We start from the raw sequence: 19,369 nt of genomic DNA on the forward strand, positions 1-19,369 counted from the left end.
AGGCCTGGCCTGCGGCGCAAGTCGGCGATCAGTGCAGGGCCTCTTCGGCCTTCTGGATCGCGGCGAATTCCTCTTCCGGGGTACCGGCCACCAGGTGGTGACGGCTGTAGAAAGCAAAGTAGGCAATTAATACTGCATAGATCACCGCAGCGCCAATCACCACCCGCGGATCGACCAGGAACCCGGCGACCACGGCGATGCAGGCCAGCACCAGGGCCACGCCCGAGGTAAAGATGCCGCCGGGGGTGCGGTACGGACGCTCCATTTTCGGGCGACGGATGCGCAGGGTGATGTGCGCGGCCATCATCAGCACGTAGGACAGCGTCGCGCCAAACACCGCCACCAGGATCAGCAGGTCGCCCTGGCCGGTCAGCGACAGGGCGAAGCCGATGATGCCGGGGATCACCAGGGCCAGCACCGGGGCCTTGCTCTTGTTGGTTTCTGACAGCTTGCGGGGCAGGTAGCCGGCGCGGGAAAGGGCGAAGATCTGCCGCGAATAGGCGTAGATGATCGAGAAGAAGCTGGCGATCAGGCCGGCCAGGCCCACCAGGTTGACGAAGCCGCCCATCCAGGTGGAGCCGCCGTAGGCCTTGGACAGTGCCTCGACCAGCGGGTTGCCCGATGCTTTCAGGGCTTCGGAACCGGCGCCGCCGGGGCCGACCACCAGGATCAGCAGGGCGAAGGCCAGCAGCACCAGCATCGCGCCGATCAGGCCGCGGGGCAGGTCGCGTTTCGGGTTCTTGGTCTCTTCGGCGGCCAGCGGCACGCCCTCGACCGCGAGGAAGAACCAGATCGCGTAGGGAATCGCCGCCCACACGCCGACGTAGCCGAACGGCAGGAAGCTGCTGGCACCCACGGCGTCGGTCTTGGCGATGTCGAACAGGTTGGCTGCATCGAAATGGGGCACCATGCCGATCAGGAACACTGCCAGGGCGATGGCGGCGACGGCGGTGATGATGAACATCAGCTTCAGCGCCTCGCCCACCCCGAAGATGTGGATGCCGATGAACACGATGTAGAAGGCCAGGTAGATCATCCAGCCGCCGATGCCGAACAGCGACTGGCAGTAGGCGCCGATGAACACGGCGATGGCCGCGGGGGCGATGGCGTACTCGATGAGGATCGCCGTGCCGGTGAGGAAGCCGCCCCAGGGGCCGAAAGCGCTGCGGGCGAAGCCGTAGCCGCCGCCGGCGGTGGGGATCATCGACGACAGTTCCGCCAGGGAGAAGCACATGCACAGGTACATGGTGGCCATCAGCAGGGTGGCGAGGAACATGCCGCCCCAGCCGCCCTGGGCCAGGCCGAAGTTCCACCCGGCGTAGTCGCCGGAGATCACGTAGGCCACGCCCAGGCCCACCAGCAGGACCCAGCCGGCGGCGCCTTTCTTCAGTTCACGTTGCTGGAAATAGTCCGATCCGACTTTTTCGAAGTCGACGGAGGAACTCGCCGGCGCGCTGCCGGAATGATCGCTTGGCATAGGGTTCACCTGTTGTTTTTCTTAGGTTGCCGGAGGGACTGCCGGCCCTTGGTGATTTTTACTGCAGGAAGCGAGCCAGAGCCTTTGGGGCCGCTTTGCGGCCTTTTCGCGGCACAAGGCCGCTCCTACATGGGATCGCGTTGTTTCTGTAGGAGCGGCCTCGCCGGGGCGCCGGACCGGCCGGAAAGGGCTGCGCAGCAGCCCCTGGGGCCTGTTTAGAAGAAGCCCAGCGGGTTGATGTCGTAGCTCACCAGCAGGTTCTTGGTCTGCTGGTAGTGGTCGAGCATCATCTTGTGGGTTTCACGGCCGACGCCGGACTTCTTGTAGCCACCGAACGCGGCATGCGCCGGGTACAGGTGGTAGCAGTTGGTCCACACGCGGCCGGCCTTGATGCCGCGGCCCATGCGGTAGGCGCGGTTGATGTCGCGGGTCCACACGCCGGCACCGAGGCCGAACTCGGTGTCGTTGGCGATGGCCAGGGCCTCGGCTTCGTCCTTGAAGGTGGTGACGCTGACCACCGGGCCGAAGATCTCTTCCTGGAACACACGCATCTTGTTGTTGCCCTTGAGCAGGGTCGGCTGGATGTAGTAGCCGCTGGCCAGCGCACCTTCGAGTTGCTCCACCTTGCCGCCGGTCAGCAGCTCGGCGCCTTCTTCCTGGGCAATCTTCAGGTACGACTGGATCTTCTCGAACTGCTGCTGGGATGCCTGGGCGCCGACCATGGTGTCGGTGTCCAGCGGGTCGCCGCGCTTGATCTGCAGGACCTTCTTCATCACCACTTCCATGAACTGCGGGTAGATCGACTCCTGCACCAGGGCGCGCGACGGGCAGGTGCACACCTCGCCCTGGTTGAAGAACGCCAGCACCATGCCTTCGGCGGCCTTGTCGATGAACGCAGGCTCGGCCTGCATGATGTCCTCGAAGTAGACGTTGGGCGACTTGCCGCCCAGCTCGACGGTGGACGGGATGATGTTCTCGGCCGCGCATTTCATGATGTGCGCGCCGACCGGGGTGGAGCCGGTGAAGGCGATCTTGGCGATGCGCTTGCTGGTGGCCAGGGCTTCACCGGCCTCGCGGCCATAGCCTTGGACCACGTTGAGCACGCCCTTGGGCAGCAGGTCGCCGATCAGCTCCAGCAGCACGGTGATGCCCAGCGGGGTCTGCTCGGCGGGCTTGAGCACCACGCAGTTGCCGGCGGCCAGGGCCGGGGCCAGCTTCCAGGCGGCCATCAGCAGCGGGAAGTTCCACGGGATGATCTGCCCGACCACGCCCAGCGGCTCGTGGATGTGGTAGGCCACGGTGGTTTCGTTGATCTCGGCGGCGCCGCCTTCCTGGGCGCGGATGCAGCCGGCGAAGTAGCGGAAGTGATCGACCGCCAGCGGGATGTCGGCGTTGAGGGTTTCGCGGATCGGCTTGCCGTTGTCCCAGGTTTCGGTGATGGCCAGCAGTTCGAGGTTCTGCTCGATGCGGTCGGCGATGCGCAGCAGGACGTTGGAGCGGTCCTGCACCGAGGTGCGGCCCCAGGCGTCGGCGGCGGCATGGGCGGCGTCGAGGGCCTTTTCGATGTCTTCGGCGCTGGAACGGGGGAACTCGGCGATCGGCTGGCCGTTCACCGGTGAGGTGTTGGTGAAGTACTCACCCTTTACCGGAGGAACGAACTCACCACCGATGTAGTTGCCGTAGCGGCTCTTGAAGGAAACCTTCGCGCCCTCGGTACCGGGATGTGCGTAACGCATGGTGTGTCTCCTGGTCGTTGTGATTGTTGCGGAGTTTCCTAGCGTAGAGCAAAGGTCGGGCCAGCGCCTGGAGGTCCTTGTGTATCAATGACTTGGGTCAAGATCGGGCAGTGACTGGCGCGGCCCTGTGCCAGGGCCGGCACGGCCTGGGTGACACTTTGTACCGTTTTCGACGCAGCCCGTGACCGCAGGGTCAGTGCACCATTGCAAAGCGTTCCCGCCTGGAGGATGCTGGCGACACGCTCTATCTGCGGAGAACAACTACAAATGCAGAGCAACCCGTTCAGCCGCCATGCCCAGCAAGTGCTCACGGTCGCCCACGGCCAGGCCAGCGGGCCGGGCAGCGACCCGTCGATCGCACGCTCCTGGCTGCGCTGCCTGGAGGACTATCACCTCGACCCGGCACGGGCCCAGGCCCCGGTGGTGCTCGAGCACGGCCGACTGCTGGAGAGCCGCGAGCGCCTGCACCAGGTACTGCAGATCGCCGACAACGAGATGAACAGCCTGCATCAGCAACTGTCTGGCAGTGGGCACGCCGTGTTGCTGACCGACGCCCGCGGGGTGATCCTCAACTGCGTCACCGCCCCCGGCGAGCGGCGCATCTTCGAGCGCGCCGGGCTGTGGTTGGGTGCCGACTGGAGCGAAGCCCGCGAGGGCACCAACGGCATCGGCACCTGCCTGGTCGAGCGCCAGGCCCTGACCATTCACCAGGACGAGCATTTCCGTGGCCGCCACACCGGGCTGACCTGCTCGGCCAGCCCGGTGTTCGACCCCCATGGTGAACTGCTGGCGGTGCTCGACGTGTCGTCGGCGCGGCCGGATGTATCGCGCCAGAGCCAGTTCCACACCATGGCCCTCGTCAACCTGTCGGCGAAGATGATCGAAAGCTGCTATTTCCTGCGCCATTTCGAGCAGCAGTGGCTGCTGCGCTTCCACCTGCAGGCCGAGTCGGTCGGTCTGTTCAGCGAGGGCTTGCTGGCCGTCGATGGCGACGGGCGGATCTGCGCAGCCAACCAGAGCGCCTTGAACCTGCTGGGCACCATCCGAGGCGGCGTGCTGGGCAAGCCCTTGGACAGGTTCTTCGCCTGCAGTCACGACGAGCTGTTCAGTCGCGCCACGCCCCAGGGCAACAGCGCCTGGCCGCTGCATACCCGCGATGGTCGCCAGGTGTTCGCCAGCCTGCGCGGCCAGGCCCGGACGCCAGTGTGGTCGGTGCCGGTGGCCTTGCCCCGGGCCAGCGAGCCCGGCATCTGCCTGCTCGACCCGGCCCTGCGCGAGGACTTTCGCCGCGCCGTGCGGGTGTTCGAGCGCGACGTGCCCCTGCTGCTGCGCGGCGAGACCGGCTGCGGCAAGGAGGCCTTCGCCCAGGCCGTGCACCAGGCCAGTTCGCGCCGGCACAAGCCGTTCGTGGCAATCAACTGCGCGTCGATTCCCGAGAGCCTGATCGAGAGCGAGCTGTTCGGCTATCGCGGCGGCAGCTTCACCGGCGCGCGCAAGGAAGGCATGCGCGGCAAGCTGTTGCAGGCCGATGGCGGCACCTTGTTGCTGGACGAGATCGGCGACATGCCGCTGGCGTTGCAGACTCGCCTGCTGCGGGTGCTCGAGGAGCGCCAGGTGGTGCCCATCGGTGGCGAGCCGCTGGCGGTGGATGTACGAATCGTCAGCGCCACCCACCGTGACCTGCTGGAACGGGTGGAGCAGGGTGGTTTCCGCGAAGACCTCTATTACCGCCTCAATGGCCTGGAAGTCGCCCTGCCGGCACTACGCGAGCGCAGCGACAAGGCGCAGTTGCTCGACTTCCTGCTGGCGCAGGAAGCCGAGGGCCAGGCCATCACTCTCGACCCGGCCGCCCGCCAGGCGCTGCTGGACTTCACCTGGCCGGGGAACGTGCGGCAGATGAGGAATGTGCTGCGCACCGTGGTGGCCTTGTGCGAAGGCGCGCATATCGAGTTTTCCGATCTCCCGGCAATTGTTCGCAATGGCGCGTCCTCTGTAGGAGCGGCCTTGTGCCGCGAAAGGGCCGCAGAGCGGCCCCAGGATCCTGACCAAGCCGCTGAAATCGCCGGGGCTGCTGCGCAGCCCTTTCGCGGCACAAGGCCGCTCCTACACGCCGAGCGCGATGCACTGCTCGCCGTACTGGAGGCAAACCGCTGGCACCTGACCCGCGTCGCCGAGCACCTGGGCATCAGCCGCAATACCTTGTATCGAAAACTGCGCAAACACGGCATCGCCAGGGCCGGTTGAGCGAAACAGCGAGTGCGATTTCCCTCGCCCTGGGCTACCCTGCCTCGACGTTTTGCGAGGTCGATCATGCACATTCATATTCTCGGTATTTGCGGCACTTTCATGGGTTCGCTGGCCGTGCTGGCCAAGGAACTGGGCCACCGCGTCACCGGCTCCGATGCCAACGTCTATCCCCCGATGAGCACCCAGCTCGAGGCCCAGGGCATCGAGCTGACCCAGGGCTACGACACGGCCCAGCTGGAGCCGGCGCCTGACCTGGTGGTGATCGGCAACGCCATGTCGCGGGGCAACCCGGCGGTGGAGTACGTGCTGAACAAGGGCCTGCCCTATGTGTCCGGCCCGCAGTGGCTGGCCGACCATGTGCTGCAGGGCCGCTGGGTGCTGGCCGTTGCCGGTACCCATGGCAAGACCACTACCAGCAGCATGCTGGCCTGGGTCCTGGAGCATGCCGGCATGAGCCCCGGCTTCCTGATCGGCGGCGTGCCGCAGAACTTCTCGGTGTCGGCGCGCCTGGGCGGTACGCCGTTCTTCGTGGTCGAGGCCGACGAATACGACAGCGCCTTCTTCGACAAGCGCTCCAAGTTCGTCCACTACCACCCGCGCACCGCGATCCTCAACAATCTCGAGTTCGACCACGCGGACATCTTCCCGGACCTGGCGTCCATCGAGCGGCAGTTCCACCATCTGGTGCGCACCATCCCCAGCGAAGGCCTGGTCATCCACCCGACCACCGAGCAGGCGCTGGAGCGGGTCATCGGCATGGGCTGCTGGACCCCGGTGCAGACCACCGGCGAAGGCGGGCAATGGCAGGCGCGCCTGCTCAGCGCCGACGGTTCGCGCTTCGAGGTGCTGTTCGACGGTGAGGCACAGGGTGTCGTGGACTGGGCGCTGACCGGTCAGCACAACGTCGCCAACGCCTTGGCTACCTTGGCCGCCGCCCGCCATGTCGGCGTGGCGCCGGCCATGGGCATCGAAGGCCTGAGCGCGTTCAAGAGCGTCAAGCGGCGCATGGAGAAGGTCGCCGAAGTGCAGGGTGTGACCATCTATGACGACTTCGCCCACCACCCGACCGCCATCGCCACCACCCTCGACGGGCTGCGCAAGCGCGTCGGCGAGGCGCCGGTGATCGCGGTGATCGAGCCGCGCTCCAACTCCATGAAGCTCGGCGCCCACCGCGATGGCCTGCCGGAGAGCGTCAACGACGCCGACCAGGTGATCTGGTACGCGCCGCCCAACCTGGGCTGGGACCTGGCAGGCACCGCCGCGCAGTGCAAGGTGCCGAGCGTGGTGGCCGACAGCCTCGAAGCCATCATCGAGCGCATCAAGGGCCAGGCCCGCCCGGGCACCCATGTGGTGATCATGAGCAACGGCGGCTTCGGCGGCCTGCACGGCAAGCTGGCCGAGGCGCTGAAGTGAACGGGCCGGAACGCATCACCCTGGCCATGACCGGTGCCTCCGGGGCGCAGTATGGCCTGCGTCTGCTCGACTGCCTGGTGCGCGAGGACCGTGAGGTGCACTTCCTCATCTCCAAGGCCGCGCAGCTGGTGATGGCCACCGAGACCGACGTGCTGCTGCCGGCCAAGCCCCAGGCCATGCAGGCGTTCCTCACCGAGTACACCGGTGCGGCCGACGGGCAGATCCGCGTGTACGGCAAGGAAGACTGGATGTCGCCGGTGGCCTCGGGCTCCGGCGCGCCGGCGGCGATGGTGGTGGTGCCCTGTTCCACCGGTACCCTCTCGGCGATCGCCACAGGTGCCTGCAACAACCTGATCGAGCGCGCCGCCGACGTGACCCTCAAGGAGCGTCGGCAATTGATCCTGGTGCCGCGCGAGGCGCCGTTCTCCACCATCCACCTGGAGAACATGCTCAAGCTGTCGCAGATGGGCGCGGTGATCCTGCCGGCGGCCCCGGGTTTCTACCACCAGCCGCAGAGCATCGACGACCTGGTCGATTTCGTCGTGGCGCGTATCCTCAACCTGCTGAACATCCCGCAGGACATGCTGCCGCGCTGGGGCGAGCATCACTACGGGGTCGATGATTGAAGCGGGTTTTGGCGGGGCTGGTGATACTGGCCCAGCTCGGCGGCTGCGCCACGGTGCGCACCCTCGATGCCAACAAACCTGGGGCGCCGGTGGTGTATGCCGGGACGCGGCTTGACCTGTACGTGATCAATGGCGGTTGTTGCCCCGAGGATCGCTTTGGCGCCGAGGCGCCGGCCTATCCGGGGCTGGACCTGCCGGGGAGTGCGTTGCTGGATACCTTGCTGCTGCCCTTGTCGTTGTTGACGGCGGCGGGGGTGGGCTTTAACGCCACCGGCGGTCTGTAGCGGCCCTTTCGCGGGTAAACCCGCTCCCACAGGGTCAGTGCGCTACCTGTGGGAGCGGGTTTACCCGCGAAAGGGCCATGACAGGTCAACGCTATTTCTTGCCGAGTTTTCGCAACTCGTCCGACTCGACCACCCGAATCCCGTCTTCCTCTTCCAGCGCCAGGCGCCACAGCGCCCGGGCCAGGGTACAGGCCTCGATGCCCCGGTACTTGCCGGGTATCAGACGCGCAAACGGCGCCGCCATGCGCTCACCCAGGCGCGGCTCTATGCGCTCTCCGAGCAACAACGAAGGCCGCACGATGGTCAACTGCGGCCAGTCCTGCTGCTTGAGCGCCTCTTCCATCTCGCCCTTGACCCGGTTGTAGAAGACCGACGATTTCGGATCGGCGCCCAGGGCGCTGATCACCAGCAGGTGGCGTGCGCCCATCTCGCGGGCACGCTTGCTGAAGGCCACGACCATGTCCAGGTCGACGGCGCGGAAGGCGTTTTCCGAGCCTGCCTGCTTGAGCGTGGTGCCCAGGCAGCAGAAGGCGATATCGACGCGGCCGGCCAGTTGCGGGAGAAACACTGCCGGGTCACCCACCGGGTTTTCCAGGTGCGGGTGCTCTGCCAGGGGGCGGCGGGTCGGTGCCAGCACGCGGCTGATGGTGGGCTCGTTGAGCAGGCGGTCGAGCAGGTGTTCACCCGTCAGACCCGTGGCACCGGCAAGCAGGACATGTTGAGGCGTCAGGTACATGATGTCTCTCCCTCGTTACTACACAGCTTAGTGGGCGCCAGGTTTTTTGCCTGTTGCCCCGAAGCTGGCTGGGCTTCATTGCGCAGGGCTTGCTCGGCCTGTTGGCGGCGCAGGCGCTGCCAGTGGCTGATCACCGCCGGCGGCGCCCAGAGCTGCGGCTCCGAGGCTTCGAAGCCTTCCCTTCGTTCTCTTTCGGCAACGCTTTGCCGCGCCAGTTCAAACGCCTGTTTCAGGTCGTCGGTCTGGTTCAGCGCCTGGGCGAACAGGGCGTCGCCGAAATAGGTGAAGTCGGCTTCTTCGGAGCAGCCGAACGACACCCGGTCGGGGCGGGCGGCGGTCATGACCAAGGTGCGGTCGTCCTTGAGCGGGGCGATGTAGCCACCGGAATAGCAGGCCGAGATGACGATCACCTTGTCGCGGTCCTTGAGCGGGGCCAGGGCGCTGGCCAGCTCGTCGGCGGACAGGTCGGCCAGTTGCAGGCGCGGCTGGTCGAGCACCAGTTGGTGGTCGTGGCTGCCGTGGCTGGTCAGGTAGATGAACACCAGGTCCTCGGGGCCGCTGCGCTCGGCCAGGGTGCGGGCGGCGCGGGTGAGGTTCTCGCGGGTGGCCATCGGGCGGTCGGCCAGGTGGTCGCGATGGTTGACCAGGGTCACCTGGCCGTGGGCGCCGAAGCGTACCTTGAGCATGTTGCTGACATAGTCGGCCTCGCGCAGGAACACGCTCTGCTGGCCGTCGCCGGCCACCACCAGGCTGTACAGCTGCACTGGCGGCTCCGAGGCCGGCACCTTGGCCAGGGCATCGGCCAGCAGCTTGCCCTGGTTGAGCAGGGCCAGGTCCAGCGGGTCGGGCAGCAGCTTGCCCTGGGCATCGCGCACGCGCACGCCGTTGACCCAGGTGCCGCTCTCGACCCGGCCGTCCGGATGGGTCAGCTTGCCGCGACCGTGGTAGGCGTCATCGGCGAAGCCGCCGACATACTGACTGCCGTCGGCCAGTTGCAAGGTGCCGTTGCCGGCAAAGCGCCAGTCGCGAAAACCACCTTTGTAGCGGCTGCCGTCGCTGCCCAGCAGTTCGCCCTGGCCGACCAGCGATCCATCCTTGAAGTCGCCGATCCAGACGTCGCCGTCGGCGCTCTCGTAGCGGCCCCGGCCTTCGAGGCGGTTGTCCTTGAATTCGCCGATGTACTGCTCGCCGTCGGCGCTGTCGTAGGTGCCGGCGCCTTGCAGCTGGCCGTCGATGAAATGGCCGCTGAACTGGTTGCCGCTGGCGTCGCTGCGCACCCCGGCGCCGTTGGGCTTGCCCTTGGCGAACAGGCCCTGGTAGCGGCTGCCGTCGGCCAGTTCGAGCTGGCCGGCACCTTCGTACTGGTCGTCCTTGAACTGACCGCGGTAGGTCTGGTCGTTCTGCTTGAGCGCGCCCTCGCCGTCGCGGCGGCCATGCTTGAAGGTGCCCGCATAATGGCTGCCGGGGGTGGTCAGGTCGCCCAGACCCTGGAACAGGCCCGCGCTGAACTGGCCGTGATAGACCTCGCCGTTGCTGCCGTGCCATTCGCCCTGGCCATGCCACTGGCCGTCCTTGAAGGTGCCGGCGTACCAGCTTCCATTGGGGTAGTCGATGCGCCCCTCGCCTTGCAACAGGCCGTCGACTACCTGGCCACGGTAGCGACCGCCGTCGGGCAGCCGGGCGTCCGGGGGCGACAGCGGTTCGCCTTCGCCGCAGGCGGCGAGCAACAGGATCAGGGTCAGGGGGAGCAGGCGGCGCATGGCGGGTTCCGGGAAAATCGATGCGTCGAGTATGCCGCAGAATGCCTGGACGGGTGAATTGGGGCCCTTCTTCCGGTAAGCCGACACCCATGGCAATCGCACTGTACCTGTGGGATCGGGCCTGCCCGTGGCAGTGTCGGTACAGATGCCGCGCATACTGGCATTTTTACCTGCTGCCTTCGGCACAACCCTTGCTGTAAGAAGTTTCTGACGATGCCATCAAAGTAATGGCGCCAGAAACACGAGGGTTACAACGTGTCTGCCATCCTTTCACTGTTACGAAGCCGCCTCTTGCGGCCTGTGTTTGTTGCGCTTGGTATCGCTCTTCTGGTGCAGGTGCTGGTTGCCGTTGCACTGACGCGGAGCACGGTCACCGCCCTGGAGGCCGATTTGGGCGCGCGCCTGGGTAACGACAGCCAGAAACTGGCCGCCGAACTGGAGCAGGCCGGGCAGGATGTCCGTGCCGGGCTCGACAGCCTGTCGGCCAGCACCCGCCAACGCCTCAGTGCCGGTCTTTCCGAGCGGCTGCAGGGCGAACAGCAGCAACTGCGCGCTACCCTGGAGAAGAACCTCAAGGACTCGGCCAACGACATGGCCGAGTTGCTGGCCTCGGTCGCGCCGCGGGCGATCTGGGACAATGACGTACCGACGCTGTCGGACTTCGCCCGTCGCGCCCAGCGCAACCCCAATGTGCTGTTCGTGATCTATGACGACGCCCAGGGCCAGCACCTGACCCGCTACCTCAACCGACAGAACCCGATCAACCAGGCGCTGATGGACAAGGGGCAGGGCGAGCGGGCGCTGGACAAGGTACTGGATGCCGCGCGCAAGGATCCGTCGGTGTACTACGTCGAGGCCTCGATCAACCCCAACGGTGCCGAGATCGGCAAGGTGCTGATGGGCGTCTCCACCGCCGGCGTCGACCAGGAGCTCAAGGCCCTCGACCAGCGCTTCGCCGCGCTGATCGCCAGTGGTGAGCAATTGGTCGGCGACAGCCTGGTGGCTGCCGCCGCCGACAGCGGCAAGGCCCTGCGGGCGCGGCTGGAGACGGCGCAGAACAGCGCCACGGCGATGCAGGCCAATACCGCGCAGACCGTGCGCGATGCCGCCGCCGAGCTGCGCTGGCGCATCGGCCTGGGCCTGGTGCTGGTCGGGCTGGGCGTGCTGTTGGTGGTGGCGGTGGTGCTCGGGCGCCGGGTGCTGAGCAAGCTCGGCCTGCTGATCGCCGCGCTGAACGACCTGGCCGCGGGCGAGGGCGACCTGACCAAGCGGGTCAAGCTCGACAGCCGTGACGAGATCGGCGACATGGCCTCGGCGGTCAACCGCTTCGTCGACAAACTCCAGCCCATCGTTCGCGAGGCCGGTGAGGTAGCACAGCGCACCGGCGTGGAGATCGGCAGCATGGCCCAGCGCAATGCGGGGGCCGATGCCGCTGCCGCGCTGCAACGCGACGAAGTGGCGGCCAGCCTGCGCGACCTGTCGAGCATGGCCGACGAGGCCCAGGCCGAGAGTCATGCCATGCAGGCGGCGTTGCAGCAGGTGGTGGACATTCGTCAGGCCACCGACGAGAACAGCCGCGCCTCCACCCAGCTGGCGCGGTTGATCGAGAACCTGGCCGGCGAGGTGCAGACCGGCTCCCAGGTGATCGAGCGCCTGGCCAAGCAGAGCGAACAGATCGAGGTGGTGCTGACGGTGATCCATGGTATTGCCGAGCAGACCAACCTGTTGGCGCTGAACGCCGCCATCGAGGCGGCTCGGGCCGGCGAAACCGGGCGTGGTTTCGCCGTGGTGGCCGACGAGGTGCGGGCGCTGGCGAGCAAGACGCAGAGCTCGACCGGGGATATCCAGTCGCATATCGCCGCCCTGCAGCAGGGGGCCAAGGAAGCGGTGGCGACCATCAGCCAGGCCGGGCGCCAGGCCAGCGAAGGCCTGCTGGTGCTGCGCGACAACGAACGTCGTCAGCAGTCGGTGCAGGCGGCGGTGGAGCAGGTGCACGCGGCGATCGGCCTGGCCACCCGCGCGGCGGAGCAGCAGGCCAATGGCGCGCAGGCGGTGCGCGGGCGGGTGGAGAATATCCATGCCCAGGCCGAGCGCTCGGCCGAGGTGGTGATGCAGACCACGGCCAGCAGCAAGGTACTGGATGACCTGGCGGCGCAGTTGCGTGCCAGCCTGGGGCAGTTCAGGGCTTGAGGGTTGTGCGATCCCTGTAGGAGCGGCCTTGTGCCGCGAAAGGGGTGCGAAGCGCCCCCAGGATTTCGGCGTTGACGCAAAGCTTGCTGGGGGCGCTTCGCGCCCCTTTCGCGGCACAAGGCCGCTCCTACAGGTGCGGTGTGGCCTGTCAGGCCTTGTTCAGATACATCCGCGTGGTCAGCAGATACACCGGCAATCCCGACACCACGATCAGCAACGCCGCATAAGGCGCCGCCGCCGCGAACTCGACGTTGGCGGTGTGCGCCCACACCTCGGTGGCCAGGGTGGTCATGCCGGTCGGGCTGAGCAGCAGGGTCGCGGTCAACTCCTTCATCGCATCCAGGAACACCAGGGCAAATGCCGCCGCCATCGCCGGGAAGATGATCGGCAGGGTGACCCGGCAGAACGCCGCGAAACTGCTCGCACCCAGGGTGCGCGCGGCTTCTTCCAGGGTCGGCGAGGCCTTGTTCAGTGCGGTGCGCACCGGCGACTGCGCCAAGGGCAGGAACAACAGGGCATAGGCCAGGATCAGCAGCGCGGTGGTCTGGTACAGCGCCGGCACATAGTGCAGGGCGAAGAACACCAGGGTCAGGGCGATCACCAGTCCGGGCAGGGCGTGCAGCAGGTACGGCAGGCGCTCGGCCCAGATCGCCAGGCGTCCTTTGTAGCGCACCACCAGGAAGCTGATCGGCAGGGCCAGCAACACGCAGAAGCCGGCGCCGCCCAGGGATACCGACAGCGACGTGGCCAAGGCCTTGCCGATGGCCGCGACCGGGAAGGCCGCCGACGACCCGACGCTGAGCCAGTAGCCGAGCATTGCCAGCGGAATGCCGCTGCCCAGCACCGCCAGGGCCAGGCAGAACAATTGCCCCAGTGGCATCCAGCCGCGCAGGCGAAGCGGCTGCGCGCGACGAGCGACGCCCTGGCCAATGCGCACATGGCGGGCCTTGCCGCGCACCCGCAGTTCCAGCCACAGCATCGCCAGGCACATGACCAGCAGCACCGCCGAGAGCATGGCCGCGTTGGCGTTGCTGAATTCCAGCTCGAACTGCTGGTAGATCGCCGTGGTGAAGGTCTGCAGGCCGAGGATCGACAGGGCACCGAACTCCACCAGCATGTGCAGGGCGATCAGCAGCGCGCCGCCCAGCATCGATGGCCACAGCAGCGGCAGGGTGATCTTGTGGAACACGCCCCAGCGACCGCAGCCCAGGGTGCGCGCCGATTCCTCCAGCGAGGTGTCGAGGTTGCGCAGGGTGGCGGCCACCGGCAGGAACACCAGCGGGTATTTCGACAGCGCCATCACCAGAATGGCCCCACCCAAGCCCTCGAAGTCCGAACTCAGCGACACCCAGGTGAAGCTGCTGACGAACGACGGCACGGCGAACGGCAGGCACAGCACCACGCCCCACAGGCGCCGCCCCGGCAGGTCGCTGCGCTCCAGCAGCCAGGCCAGGGCCACGCCCAGCACCAGGCACAGCACGGTGACGCCGACCATCAGCAGCAGGGTGTTGCGCAGCAGGCCCCAGACAAACGGACGCCAGAGCAGGCGCAGGGCTTCGTGCCAGCCGGCTTCCCAGGCCTTGAGTCCGACATAAAGCAGTGGCAACAGGCTCATCGCCACCAGGAACAACACGGGCAGCACCACCCAGACGGAGGGCCGCTTGCGCTTCGGTACGAAGCGCGACAAGGCGGGCGAGGGCAGGGCGGCAGTCATCAGAGCAGGCCAACCTCACGTTCGAGCTCGATGGCTTCCTCGGCATTGCCAAGGTCGGCCGGCGAGATCTTCGGTGGGCGCAGATCCTCGAACGGCTTCAGACCACGGTCCGAGACCATGCCCTTGTGCAGCGGATATTCGGCGGTGGTCTGGGTGATCACCCGCTGGCCTTCTTCGCTGGCCATCCAGTTGAGCAGGGCCTGGGCTTCCTTGGGGTGCTTGCTGGCCTTGACCACTGCGGCGCCGGAAATGGTGACCAGGTTGCCGGCATCGCCATCGGCCAGGTAGTACAGCTTGGAGTCCAGCTTGCCGCGCTCGCGCTCGAGGGCATACCAGTAGTAGTTGTTCACCAGTACTGCGGCCACTTCGCCTTTTTCCACGGCCTTGAGGGCCACCATGTTGTTGGTGTAGGTCTTGCCGAAGGCTTTCAGGCCGGTCAGCCATTCTTCGGTGGCTTCGCGGCCATGCATCTTCAGGATGGCCACGGCCTGTTCCTGGAAGGCGCCGCTGGTGGGGACGTAGCCGACGCGCCCTTCCCACTCGGGGTTGGCGAAGTCCATGACCGTGGTCGGCAGGTCTTTCTCGTCGATCTTCTTCGGGTTGAACACCACGATACGGGTACGGGCGGTGATGCCCATCCAGGTGCCATTCGCACCTACGTATTCCTTGGGCATCATGTTCGCGGTGGCGTCGTCGATCTTCGCCAGAAGGCCCAGCTCGCCCAGGTTGTTCAGGGGCGGGGATTCCTCGGTGTAGATGATGTCGGCCGGCGAGCGTGCGCCTTCCTCGATGATCTGGCTGGCCAGCTGGTTGCTGCTGCCCTTGCGGATATTGATATGGATGCCGGTCTTGGCCTCGTAGGCCTTGGCGATGGCGTCGCCGATTTCCTTGTGCTGGCCGTTGTACATCGTCAGCGTGACCGGTTCGTCTGCCAGGGCGGCCGGTGCGCCGATCACCAGGCTCAGAACTGCGGCGGCCAGGGTGCGCATCAGCGGTTGCGGGCGGATCGTCATGCGGGTACTTCCTCGCTTACGGCTACATATTTGGAAACAATGGTAAACGAAATTGTTTCTCAAATGGGCGTATGACGGGAAATTCATGGGATCTGTTTAGGAGCGGCCTTTTGCCGCGAAAGGGCCGCACAGCGGCCCTCGGTTTCAGCGTTCACGTCAAGATCGCCGGGGTCGCTGTGCGACCCTTTCGCGGCACAAGGCCGCTCCTACAGGGGGGGGCGCGTTAGATGGCTGCAAAAATCGCAGGCAAGAAAAAACCCACTAGCAAGCTAGTGGGTTTTTGTATGGTGCCCAGGAGAAGACTCGAACTTCCACGACCGTTAAGTCACTGATACCTGAAACCAGCGCGTCTACCAATTCCGCCACCTGGGCAAAGCTTTGCATCATCTGATGAAGGCGACTATCGTTCGCTTTCACACAGTAGTAACAGATCCTTGGTCATCTGTTACTTGAAAAATTTGGTGCCCAGGAGAAGACTCGAACTTCCACGGCCGTTAAGCCACTGATACCTGAAACCAGCGCGTCTACCAATTCCGCCACCTGGGCACACATTCGAGATTACAAGATGCTTTACAGCGTCGTTCATCTCTACTACAACTTCGGGGTTGTCCGTCGTTGTGGTGCGCACTATACGGACGCTCCTGATGCCTGTAAACCCCCCGAACGAAAAAAAATTCAAAAAATTCAACTTGTTGATTCCGCAGGCCTATTGCTGCACGACGGACGCACTGCCGGGGCTGTCCAAGGCTGACATTTCCGGTTTCAATACGCCTATGCCAGAATTCCACTCTATATACCCCAAGGTGAATCCTTTCTGATGGCCGATTGGCAATCCCTCGATCCCGAGGCCGCTCGCGAAGCGGAAAAATACGACAACCCCATCCCCAGCCGTGAGCTGATCCTGCAGCGCCTCGCCGACCGTGGCGAACCGGCTGCCCGCGAACAGCTGGCCGAAGAGTTCGGTCTTTATGAAGAAGACCAGATCGAAGCCCTGCGCCGCCGCCTGCGTGCCATGGAGCGCGATGGTCAGCTTATCTATACCCGGCGCGGCACCTATGCCCCGGTGGACAAGCTCGACCTGATCTGCGGCCGCGTATCCGGTCACCGTGATGGCTTCGGCTTCCTGATCCCCGACGACGGCAGCGAGGACCTGTTCCTCAGTCCGGCGCAGATGCGCCTGGTGTTCGACGGTGACCGCGGCCTGGCCCGGGTCTCCGGCGTCGACCGCCGTGGCCGCCGCGAAGGCGTGCTGGTCGAAGTCATCTCCCGCGCCCACGAAAGCGTGGTCGGCCGCTACTTCGAAGAAGGCGGCATTGGCTACGTGACCCCGGACAACCCGAAGATCCAGCAGGAAGTGCTGGTCACCGCCGGGCGCAACGGCGGCGCCAAGATCGGCCAGTTCGTCTCGATCAAGATCACCCACTGGCCAACCCCACGCTTCCAGCCCCAGGGCGACGTGGTCGAGGTGATCGGCAACTACATGGCGCCGGGCATGGAAATCGACATCGCCCTGCGCAGCTATGACATCCCGCATGTCTGGCCGAAGGACGTGATCAAGGAAGCGCGCAAGTTCCGCTCCGAAGTCGAGGAGAAGGACAAGGAAAAGCGCGTCGACCTGCGCCACCTGCCGTTCGTCACCATCGACGGTGAGGATGCCCGCGACTTCGACGACGCCGTCTATTGCGAACCGCTGGGCAAGCTGCGCCTGTTCTCCGGCGGCTGGCGCCTGTACGTGGCGATCGCCGACGTGTCCAGCTACGTGCGCCTGGGCTCGGCCCTGGATGTCGAGGCCCAGCAGCGCGGCAACTCGGTGTACTTCCCCGAGCGCGTGGTGCCGATGCTCCCCGAGGAGCTGTCCAACGGCCTGTGCTCGCTGAACCCGCACGTCGATCGCCTGGCCATGGTCTGCGAAATGACCATGAACAAGGCCGGCCAGATGGTCGACTACCAGTTCTACGAAGGGGTGATCCACTCCCACGCGCGCCTGACCTACAACAAGGTCAGCAGCATGCTCGAACATGCCCGTACCCGTGAAGGCAAGGCGCTGCGCGAGGAATACAAGGAAGTCCTGCCGGACCTGAAGAACCTGTACAACCTGTACAAGGTGCTGGTCGACGCCCGTCACACCCGTGGCGCGATCGACTTCGAAACCCAGGAAACCCGGATCATCTTCGGCGAAGACCGCAAGATCGACGAAATTCGTCCGACCGTGCGCAACGATGCCCACAAGCTGATCGAGGAATGCATGCTGGCGGCCAACGTCGCCACCGCCGAGTTCCTGCAGAAGCACAACGTGCCTGCGCTGTACCGCGTGCACGACGGTCCGCCGCCGGAGCGCCTGGAAAAGCTGCGCGCCTTCCTCGGCGAGCTGGGCCTGACCCTGCACAAGGGCAAGGACCCATCGCCCAAGGACTACCAGCAACTGCTGGCGAGCATCGCCGGGCGTCCGGACTTCCACCTGATCCAGACCGTCATGCTGCGCTCGTTGAGCCAAGCGGTGTACAGCGTCGAGAACAACGGCCACTTCGGCCTGAACTACGAGGCCTACACCCACTTCACCTCGCCGATCCGCCGTTACCCGGACCTGCTGGTGCACCGTGCCATCCGCAGCGTGATCCGCTCCAAGGTCGATACCCCGCACGTCAAGCGTGCCGGCGCCATGAGCATTCCCAAGGCGCGCATCTACCCGTACGACGAGAACACCCTCGAGCAGATGGGCGAACAGTGCTCGATGACCGAGCGCCGTGCCGACGAGGCTACCCGCGACGTGGTCAACTGGCTCAAGTGCGAATACATGCGTGACCGTGTCGGCGAGACCTTCCCCGGCGTGATCACTGCGGTGACCGGTTTCGGCCTGTTCATCGAGTTGACCGACATCTATGTCGAAGGCCTGGTGCATGTCAGCGCCCTGCCGGGCGACTACTACCACTTCGACCCGGTACACCACCGTCTGTCGGGCGAGCGCAGCGGCCGCAGCTTCCGCCTGGGCGACACGGTCGAGGTCAAGGTCATGCGCGTCGATCTCGAACAGCGCAAGATCGATTTCGAGATGTCCGAGGCCACCGTCAACGCGCCGGTCGGCCGCAAGTCCGCCGCGCCTGCCGGCAAGGCCGCGGCGGAGCCGGCAGCGGCGCCCGAGGCGAAGATCTCGCCCAAGCCGCGCAGCCGCAAGAGCGAGACCGCCGAGGCGTACTTCCCGAAAGACGCGGTGCAGCGCAACGCCGAGGTGCGCAAGAGCCGCGAGATGAAAAAGGCGCTGATGAGCGACGCCAAGCACAGCGCTCACGCTGGCGGCAAGGCGGAGAAGGGCGCCAAGGCGTCGGGCAAGACCAAGCATCGCAAGGGGCCGTCGAAGTCCGGCGCGCCACGTAAGGGCAAGAGCAAGTCATGAGTCAGCTGGAAAAGATCTACGGTGTGCATGCCGTGCAGGCGCTGCTGCAGCACCATCCCAAGCGCGTCAAGCAGATCTGGCTGTCCGAGGGGCGCAGCGAGCCGCGCATCCAGGCCTTGCTGGCCCTGGCCGCAGAAAACCGCGTCCAGGTCGGCCAGGCCGAGCGTCGTGAGCTCGACGCCTGGGTCGAGGGTGTGCACCAGGGCGTGGTCGCCGAGGTGAGCCCGAGCCAGGTGTGGGGCGAATTGATGCTCGAGGAGTTGCTCGAACGCACCGAAACGCCGCCGCTGATCCTGGTGCTCGATGGTGTCACCGATCCGCACAATCTTGGCGCTTGCCTGCGCACTGCCGATGCTGCGGGTGCCACCGCCGTGGTGATTCCCAAGGACAAGTCCGCGAGCCTGACCGCCGTGGTGCGCAAAGTGGCCTGCGGCGCCGCGGAAGTGATTCCGCTGGTGGCCGTGACCAACCTGTCCCGCACCCTGGAAAAACTCCAGCAGCGTGGCCTGTGGGTGGTCGGCACTGCCGGCGAGGCCGAGCAGGAGATCTACCAGCAGGACCTAACCGGCCCGCTGGTGATGATCATGGGCGCCGAAGGCAAGGGCATGCGCCGCCTGACCCGCGAGCACTGCGATTTCCTGGTCAAGTTGCCGATGGCGGGCAGCGTCAGCAGCCTGAACGTCTCGGTGGCGACCGGGGTGTGCCTGTTCGAGGCCGTGCGTCAGCGCCAGGCCAAGCGCTAGCAGGTAAAAACGTGGGAGCGGGCTTGCCCCGCGATGGCG

13 protein-coding genes, 2 tRNA genes and 1 pseudogene are annotated in these 19,369 nt (G+C 65.9%); 8 read left to right on the forward strand and 8 right to left on the reverse strand.

Annotated features, from left to right (window positions below; all coding sequences use genetic code 11):
- Positions 1 to 28: 28 nt before the first annotated feature.
- Together eat and exaC are read right to left on the reverse strand one after the other, a co-directional pair.
- The gene (eat, locus tag VUG52_RS03155; protein WP_028690369.1) at positions 29 to 1,477 is read right to left on the reverse strand and encodes an ethanolamine permease; all 1,449 of its coding nucleotides are present in this window, start codon (positions 1,475 to 1,477) and stop codon (positions 29 to 31) included.
- A 215-nt stretch (positions 1,478 to 1,692) separates the two neighbouring features.
- Entirely contained in the window at positions 1,693 to 3,213 is a 1,521-nt protein-coding gene (exaC, locus tag VUG52_RS03160; protein WP_050707143.1) for an acetaldehyde dehydrogenase ExaC, read from the reverse strand.
- 267 nt (positions 3,214 to 3,480) lie between these two features.
- Between exaC and VUG52_RS03165 the strand changes: the two genes are divergently transcribed.
- The 4 genes from VUG52_RS03165 (at position 3,481) to VUG52_RS03180 (ending at position 7,783) form a co-directional block, all read left to right on the forward strand.
- On the forward strand, positions 3,481 to 5,457 hold the full coding sequence (locus VUG52_RS03165) for a sigma-54-dependent Fis family transcriptional regulator (RefSeq protein WP_331832403.1): 1,977 nt from the start codon (positions 3,481 to 3,483) through the stop codon (positions 5,455 to 5,457).
- A gap of 66 nt (positions 5,458 to 5,523) precedes the next feature.
- The gene (mpl, locus tag VUG52_RS03170) at positions 5,524 to 6,873 is read left to right on the forward strand and encodes a UDP-N-acetylmuramate:L-alanyl-gamma-D-glutamyl-meso-diaminopimelate ligase (protein ID WP_331832404.1); all 1,350 of its coding nucleotides are present in this window, start codon (positions 5,524 to 5,526) and stop codon (positions 6,871 to 6,873) included.
- Entirely contained in the window at positions 6,870 to 7,499 is a 630-nt protein-coding gene (gene ubiX, locus VUG52_RS03175) for a flavin prenyltransferase UbiX (protein ID WP_050707140.1), read from the forward strand. The genes mpl and ubiX overlap by 4 nt, the downstream gene beginning before the upstream one ends.
- Positions 7,496 to 7,783, forward strand: a complete 288-nt coding sequence (locus VUG52_RS03180) for a YceK/YidQ family lipoprotein (RefSeq protein WP_050707139.1) — start codon at positions 7,496 to 7,498, stop codon at positions 7,781 to 7,783. The genes ubiX and VUG52_RS03180 overlap by 4 nt, the downstream gene beginning before the upstream one ends.
- 91 nt (positions 7,784 to 7,874) lie before the next feature.
- On the opposite strand, the gene VUG52_RS03185 is transcribed toward VUG52_RS03180, so the two are convergent.
- A complete protein-coding gene (locus tag VUG52_RS03185) occupies positions 7,875 to 8,519 on the reverse strand; it encodes an oxidoreductase (protein ID WP_028690375.1) in 645 nt (214 codons plus the stop codon).
- Positions 8,510 to 10,279: a C13 family peptidase gene (locus VUG52_RS03190; protein ID WP_331832406.1), complete on the reverse strand. Its 1,770-nt coding sequence runs from the start codon at positions 10,277 to 10,279 to the stop codon at positions 8,510 to 8,512. Before VUG52_RS03190 ends, VUG52_RS03185 begins: the two co-directional genes overlap by 10 nt.
- 1,071 nt (positions 10,280 to 11,350) lie before the next feature.
- On the opposite strand from VUG52_RS03190, the pseudogene VUG52_RS27185 reads away from it, so the two are divergent.
- Together VUG52_RS27185 and VUG52_RS27190 are read left to right on the forward strand one after the other, a co-directional pair.
- Positions 11,351 to 11,563: pseudogene (locus tag VUG52_RS27185) on the forward strand (methyl-accepting chemotaxis protein); the annotation flags it as partial.
- A 201-nt stretch (positions 11,564 to 11,764) separates the two neighbouring features.
- Positions 11,765 to 12,469 (forward strand): methyl-accepting chemotaxis protein, encoded by a 705-nt coding sequence (locus tag VUG52_RS27190; protein ID WP_371349751.1) that lies wholly within the window; start codon positions 11,765 to 11,767, stop codon positions 12,467 to 12,469.
- Between the two features lie 148 nt (positions 12,470 to 12,617).
- Here the strand turns inward: VUG52_RS27190 and VUG52_RS03200 are convergent, their stop codons facing one another.
- The 4 genes from VUG52_RS03200 to VUG52_RS03215 all read right to left on the reverse strand — a co-directional run bounded on the left by VUG52_RS03200 (position 12,618) and on the right by VUG52_RS03215 (position 15,742).
- Positions 12,618 to 14,183 (reverse strand): ABC transporter permease, encoded by a 1,566-nt coding sequence (locus VUG52_RS03200; RefSeq protein ID WP_262951981.1) that lies wholly within the window; start codon positions 14,181 to 14,183, stop codon positions 12,618 to 12,620.
- Entirely contained in the window at positions 14,183 to 15,196 is a 1,014-nt protein-coding gene (locus tag VUG52_RS03205; RefSeq protein ID WP_050707134.1) for an extracellular solute-binding protein, read from the reverse strand. The genes VUG52_RS03200 and VUG52_RS03205 overlap by 1 nt, the downstream gene beginning before the upstream one ends.
- A gap of 285 nt (positions 15,197 to 15,481) precedes the next feature.
- Positions 15,482 to 15,568: transfer RNA gene (locus VUG52_RS03210), tRNA-Leu, on the reverse strand.
- A gap of 87 nt (positions 15,569 to 15,655) precedes the next feature.
- Positions 15,656 to 15,742: transfer RNA gene (locus VUG52_RS03215), tRNA-Leu, on the reverse strand.
- A 271-nt stretch (positions 15,743 to 16,013) separates the two neighbouring features.
- Between VUG52_RS03215 and rnr the strand changes: the two genes are divergently transcribed.
- Together rnr and rlmB are read left to right on the forward strand one after the other, a co-directional pair.
- Positions 16,014 to 18,587 (forward strand): ribonuclease R, encoded by a 2,574-nt coding sequence (gene rnr / locus VUG52_RS03220; protein WP_050707133.1) that lies wholly within the window; start codon positions 16,014 to 16,016, stop codon positions 18,585 to 18,587.
- Entirely contained in the window at positions 18,584 to 19,330 is a 747-nt protein-coding gene (gene rlmB, locus VUG52_RS03225) for a 23S rRNA (guanosine(2251)-2'-O)-methyltransferase RlmB (RefSeq protein WP_050707132.1), read from the forward strand. Before rnr ends, rlmB begins: the two co-directional genes overlap by 4 nt.
- The last annotated feature ends 39 nt before the right edge of the window (positions 19,331 to 19,369 follow it).

The organism is Pseudomonas sp. LH21, from assembly GCF_036549575.1.
GTDB classification, from domain to species: domain Bacteria; phylum Pseudomonadota; class Gammaproteobacteria; order Pseudomonadales; family Pseudomonadaceae; genus Aquipseudomonas; species Aquipseudomonas peradeniyensis.